Below are 5,173 nucleotides of genomic sequence, written 5' to 3' on the forward strand. Positions count from 1 at the left end.
GCTGAAGGGCCAGTGCTGCGCCCAGGGCTATCGTTGCATGGCCGCAGAAGGGCACTTCGGATTCCGGCGAGAAATAGCGCACCCGCCAGCCGGCGCCGCTTGCAACGGCAAAAACTGTTTCCGAGAAGCCAAGCTCCGCAGCGATCCGCTGCATCTCACGGTCATCCGGAAATTGGCCGGCGATCATCACGCCGGCGGGGTTGCCGCCGGTGTTTCCGTCAGAAAAGGCTGCAATCTTCAAGACACTCATCGTTTTCCTTGTGAAATGGAAGGCGGGCTGCTTGCCTGTCCGGCGCAATTCATATTGCGCGCTGCCACCGCAGGCCGAAAGGCAATGCTCGCGGGCCGAACAAAAAATGCAGCACCCTGCGCATGTTGCCGCTGGTGGATCTGGACGAAGCATGCAGCAGCAGCGGGCGCATGGCCATCGCGCTGCCTTGCCCGGCCGTGCAGGTGAACCCGGTTTGGGCCTGGCGGGCTGCTGCGGCGTCCTTCGCCTGCATGCGGCCGTACAGGTGTGACCCCGGAACCACCCGCAGTGGACCGTCCCCCGGGCCGCAGGCATCGATGTGCAAACGCACCGCCACCAGCTGCTCCAGCACCTCGGCAGGCGGCTGGACATAAAGAATGCCTTCCTTCCTGGACCAGCCACTCAGGCTCGCGTGCTCTACGTGATCTGCCACTGGAATGCTCAGGTCCTGGTGCACCGGAACCAGCCAGTTGCGCGACGCCGACTTCTCGAAGTAGGTGCATTGCACAGCCGCAAAACCGGCCGGAACCAAGGGGGCCATTGACACGTGCCGGCGCACTCTTGCTGCGAGCGCCTGGCACCAGGCCTCCGACAGCAGGCAACGTGTTCCCGCCGAGTTGGCGGAAATCCCGGCAAGGCGCGAAGCGGCCGATTCACACTGGGCGGCAGTCAGCACCTGCGGAACAAGTGCGAAGCCCTGCGTGGTGAATGCGGCGTGGTCCATCCCGGCTTGTTTTGCAAAGAGGGGTTGAATGCTCACAGCATCGACTGAAACAGCAAAAGGTACTGGGGATGCTGCGAGACCGTGTTGTGGGAGGTTCCGGGCAGCATCTTCAGCACCGCTGTGCCATTCTTGAAGTGCGCGTGCAACTGGTCGGTGCTGGCTTTCGGAATGACTTCATCGTATTCGGCCGAAATCAGCAGCGTGGGCACGGTGACTTTGGCCGCGTACTTCCAGGACTCGAATTTATCGACAAGAAGCCAGGGGATGGGAAACCAGGGAAAGCGCTTCGCTGCCAGTTCCTCGATGCTGTTGTAGGGCGTCACCAGAATCAGGCGCGACGCCGGCCGCTGGCTGGCCACCCAGACCGCAACGCCTGAACCCAGACTCCTGCCAACCACAGTGACATCCGAATGCATCCGGCTGACATGGTCGAACAAGGCCAGGGCGTCGCTTTGAAGCGCCGCCTCGGTGGGGTTTCCGGTGCTTCCGCCATAACCGCGGTAGTGAAGCAGGTAGAGGGCATGGCCTGGAAAAGCTTCCGAGAAAGACGGCAAATTCGGCGAAACGTCTTCGGCATTGCCCCCGAAGTAAATGATGGCCTTGGGCCCGGCCGTTTGCCGGGCGGTGACCACGAGCGCCGCGTCGGGTGTCTGGAGGTGAAGCGTCGTGRCCGGGCCGCCCCATGACCTCGGCTGCGGGAAGTAGATCAGCGAACGCTGAAACGCAAACAACGCCGCGCAGATGCCCAGGTAAGCGAGCACAAGGGCGATCAAAAAAAACGTCATTGCACGTGCCATAAATGAAGGGAATGGATGTCGCAAAGCCCGGATGCCGGCCCGCTCACCACAGCTTGGCGCAATTGCCGCTGAACACCACGGTTCCGCTCGGGCTGGCGGGTGTGGCGCTGGTCTCCAGCGTTACCACCAGCTTGCTGACTTTGGACAGCAGCTTTTCCGAGGTGTCGGGCAGCATGGAAACCGCCGATCCGCTTGTAGGCACGGCGCCCAGCGAGAACGCCGGGCCATTGGCCGGCACCGCCCACAGCACCAGGGTTCCGGTGGCAGGTGGTGTGATCGGGCCTATGACCTTGACTGTCATGGTCTTGCCGTGGCGCAGCGAACTGGCCAGCAGCTTGCCGTTGCCCTGGGCGTCGGTGAGCAGGCCCACATAGCTTTGCGGCAGCCTTTCGCCGGAGCGCATCGCGATCTGGTCGCTGGACATGAACAGGGTGGGCATGGCGACAAAAAACACGCTTGCCGCGATCACGCCCGCGGCCAGGCCGCCGAAGCCGAAACCAGCAGGTTTGAGCCAGCCCAGCCAGGACGGTTTTGTTTGCGGCGCCTGTTGCGGCGCCGCAGGTTTGGTGCGTGCGGCGATCGCAGCCCACACCCTGGGAGACGGTTTGTGCGCCGGCACCGACATGGCGAGTTGACCCAGCCGGGCCTCCCATTGTGTGACGCGCACGCGCACATCAGCACGGTCGCGCTGCAGGCGCTCAAAGCGGCGGCGCGCGCCATCTTGCAGCGTACCCAGCACATAGGCCGATGCGAGGTGTTCGAGCAATTCGGGGCTGGAATATCTCATGACGCCACCACCCCTTGCGCCGCCAGGCAGCCCTTGAGTTTTTCGAGTCCGCGCCGTATCCAGGCTTTCACCGAGCCCAGCGGCGCGCCCATTTGTGCGGCCACTTCGGTATGTGACATGCCCTGGTAGTAGGCCAGCGCCAGGCTTTGGCGGTAGCTGCCTTCCAGTGCGCTCATGCAGCCTTCGATGTGCAGGGCCTCGGTGGCCTGTTCCAGCAGCTGCATGGCGCTGGGGGTGGGTGTGGCGGTGGTTTCGGTGTCTTCCTCATCCACATCACCGGAGTCGGGCAACTCGCTTTCCTTGCGGCGCGTGCGGGAGCGCAGGGCGTCCAGCGCCTTGTTGCGGACGATGGCAATCAGCCACGTCATGGGTTGAATGGTTTGCCCGTCTACCTCACTGCGGTAGCCGGTGGCATTTTTCCAGATGCTCACGTAAGCCTCTTGCAGCACATCTTCGGCCGCGTGTCCTTGTCCCAATATACGTACGGCAACGCCAAACAGATGCGTGTGGGTGCGTTCATAGACCTGCGCAAAGCAGGCGTGGTCGCCTTGCCCTGCGCCGGCAATCAGCGCCTGCAGGCTGCGGGTGTCCGTGTCGGGGGCCAGTTTCATGCGGCTGAGTATAGGGAGTTACGCCCAAGCGGCAAATCTTCCCCGACTATGGCATTTTTCTCAGAAAAACCTGCATCCAATCGGCGCTTGCTGTCGTTTGTCCCTGGTAGGCCGGGCGCCGCGCCGGCCCACGCCCCCTTCCGCCATGTGGTTGTTGGGACTTTTTTACTTTCTTTTAACCCGGAGACCTGTCAATATTTGCAGGACTCCTCTCAGGAGATCGCCATGACACCGATAGCAACCGCCACCCAACCCAGGCTTCACGCAGGCCTTGCCGCTGCCGCGTTGTGTACTGGACTGCTGCTAAGCGCCTGCGCCGGTGGCCCGGCCGCACCAATGGATGCCAAGCCGGTGCCCGCCGCGCTCAAGCCGGCCGACGGCGAACGCGTGGCCTTCACCTGGCACGCGGTGGGCTCGCAGATCTACGAATGCCGCTCCGGCGACAAGGGCTGGGCCTGGGTGTTTGTTGCGCCAGAAGCGGACCTCTTCAACCAGAAAGACGAAAAAGTCGGCACGCATGGCGCCGGCCCGAACTGGACCGCGCTGGACGGCAGCAAAACCGTGGGCACGGTAAAAGCGCGCGCCGACGGCGAGCGTCCCGCCGACATCCCATTGCTATTGCTGACGGCCAAATCCGCCGGCATGCCCGGCAAGATGGCCACCGTCACCAGCGTGCAGCGCCTGAACACCGAGGGCGGCAATGCGCCGGCCAAAGGCTGCACCGCGCCGGCCGATGCGGGCAAACGCGTCAAGGAAGGCTATACCGCCGACTACGTGTTTTTCACCGCCCAAAAAGCCTGACCCAAAAGCCAGAGGAAGCGAGGCCTGACATGTCCGTGCTCAAGAACCTTTTCAGCGCCAGCAAGAGTCCCAAGCACGATGCCACGGGGCCTGAGACGGGTCCGGTCAAGATGAACCTTGACGAGCGCATGGCGTTTCGGCGCGAGATGCTGTTCGAGGCCATCAAGGTCACGATGCAGGCCCACGGAATTTTGTCGGCCAGCTACAAATTCCGCGTGGTGCGTAACGACAAGCGAGGCCACCAGTACATGGTGCTGGTGGACCTTTCCACCGACTTCCTGGACAACCGGGAAGGTGGGCCGGCCCGGCTGGTCGAGGTGGGTGCGGCTATCGCCAAAAATGCCGCTGCGCGTTACAACCTGCTGGTCAGCGGTGTGTACTGGCAGATCAATGAGCAGATTCAGGCCTTCGCGCCCAGCCGGCCCGTCTCCTTGCCCGCGAGCCAGGATGCGGCCAGCCCACCGCCACCGGTACAACGCCGGGAGCGCGCCACGGCTGAAGAACTCGCGGCCTTTGAAGCCGCCTGGGAGAAGGGGCGGGCGCTGCATATCGGCGACCGGGTCTATTCGTCCGACCTGTCGCCGCTGGAGCCTGATTCCCAGAAGGACGACAGCCGGCGCTAAAAACCTCGGGGCCGGCCGTTCAAGACCTGCGCCTTCGCGGCACCACCGTGAGCTGCATGACGCTTTTGGCCGGCACGGGGCCCACCGTGACCTGCTGCGGCGCGATGTCCACCAGCTGGTCGGGGTGCCAGACTTTCAGCTGCGCGGCACCCTCAGGCAGGTCCTCAAAACTCGCGATGCCTTCCGGGCTGGTTTTGGCCGCCCAGGGGGATTCACTGGCGTAGATATAGCCGCGCATCGAGCCATGGATAAAACAGCCCAGCAAGGTGGCCCCGACAACGCCGGCCTTGTCCAGCGTCACCTCGCTGGACTTGCCCGGTTTTCCGTCGGGCTTGCCTTCCAGCCGCAGTTCGAAGCCGGCATTCGTCGCGTTGAACTGGCCCATGCCGGCAGGTGAGCTGCGCACGTGGTGGTCCCAGGGGTCGTTGTTCACAAACTGAATTTTTGCCCCCACGGGCACCACCGTCACTGCGGGAACAAACTGCATCTTTTCCTGGTGAATGGTGGCCTGCGCGGCCAGCGGCGTCCTGGGCTGGGCGCTTTTGTTGGCGGGTGCCACCACGACCACGGCATCCGGCAC

At 63.5% G+C, this 5,173-nt stretch carries 8 protein-coding genes; 2 read left to right on the top strand and 6 right to left on the bottom strand.

Annotated elements, in window-relative coordinates; all coding sequences use genetic code 11:
• The 5 genes from AC1DWI_RS13340 to AC1DWI_RS13360 all read right to left on the bottom strand — a co-directional run.
• Positions 1-250 (bottom strand): PhzF family phenazine biosynthesis protein (locus AC1DWI_RS13340; protein ID WP_477724999.1); only part of this gene is annotated, 250 nt, incomplete at its 3' end.
• Positions 251-299: 49 nt separating this feature from the next.
• The gene (locus AC1DWI_RS13345) at positions 300-974 is read right to left on the bottom strand and encodes a phytanoyl-CoA dioxygenase family protein (RefSeq protein ID WP_477671255.1); all 675 of its coding nucleotides are present in this window, start codon (positions 972-974) and stop codon (positions 300-302) included.
• Between the two features lie 32 nt (positions 975-1,006).
• Positions 1,007-1,759 carry an alpha/beta hydrolase gene (locus AC1DWI_RS13350; RefSeq protein ID WP_477724997.1) on the bottom strand — a complete coding sequence of 251 codons (753 nt, stop codon included), beginning with the start codon at positions 1,757-1,759 and terminating at the stop codon, positions 1,007-1,009.
• 55 nt (positions 1,760-1,814) lie between these two features.
• Entirely contained in the window at positions 1,815-2,558 is a 744-nt protein-coding gene (locus AC1DWI_RS13355; RefSeq protein WP_477671257.1) for an anti-sigma factor, read from the bottom strand.
• Positions 2,555-3,169, bottom strand: a complete 615-nt coding sequence (locus tag AC1DWI_RS13360) for an RNA polymerase sigma factor (RefSeq protein ID WP_477671258.1) — start codon at positions 3,167-3,169, stop codon at positions 2,555-2,557. Before AC1DWI_RS13360 ends, AC1DWI_RS13355 begins: the two co-directional genes overlap by 4 nt.
• Before the next feature lie 225 nt (positions 3,170-3,394).
• Here AC1DWI_RS13360 and AC1DWI_RS13365 point away from each other — a divergent pair, with 225 nt between their 5' ends.
• Both AC1DWI_RS13365 and AC1DWI_RS13370 read left to right on the top strand, forming a co-directional pair.
• Positions 3,395-3,970, top strand: a complete 576-nt coding sequence (locus AC1DWI_RS13365) for a DUF3455 domain-containing protein (protein ID WP_477671259.1) — start codon at positions 3,395-3,397, stop codon at positions 3,968-3,970.
• A 29-nt stretch (positions 3,971-3,999) separates the two neighbouring features.
• The gene (locus AC1DWI_RS13370; RefSeq protein ID WP_477671260.1) at positions 4,000-4,593 is read left to right on the top strand and encodes a hypothetical protein; all 594 of its coding nucleotides are present in this window, start codon (positions 4,000-4,002) and stop codon (positions 4,591-4,593) included.
• Between the two features lie 19 nt (positions 4,594-4,612).
• Here the strand turns inward: AC1DWI_RS13370 and AC1DWI_RS13375 are convergent.
• Positions 4,613-5,173, bottom strand: a 561-nt coding sequence (locus AC1DWI_RS13375; RefSeq protein ID WP_477724998.1) for a cupredoxin domain-containing protein, incomplete at its 5' end; no start/stop codon positions are given.

Source organism: Polaromonas sp. P3_C2 (genome assembly GCF_056402675.1).

Coding starts and splice junctions, on each gene's coding strand:
- AC1DWI_RS13345 (WP_477671255.1), bottom strand. CDS start 974: ATGGACCACGCCGCATTCACCACGCAGGGCTTCGCACTTGTTCCGCAG.
- AC1DWI_RS13355 (WP_477671257.1), bottom strand. CDS start 2,558: ATGAGATATTCCAGCCCCGAATTGCTCGAACACCTCGCATCGGCCTAT.
- AC1DWI_RS13360 (WP_477671258.1), bottom strand. CDS start 3,169: ATGAAACTGGCCCCCGACACGGACACCCGCAGCCTGCAGGCGCTGATT.
- AC1DWI_RS13365 (WP_477671259.1), top strand. CDS start 3,395: ATGACACCGATAGCAACCGCCACCCAACCCAGGCTTCACGCAGGCCTT.
- AC1DWI_RS13370 (WP_477671260.1), top strand. CDS start 4,000: ATGTCCGTGCTCAAGAACCTTTTCAGCGCCAGCAAGAGTCCCAAGCAC.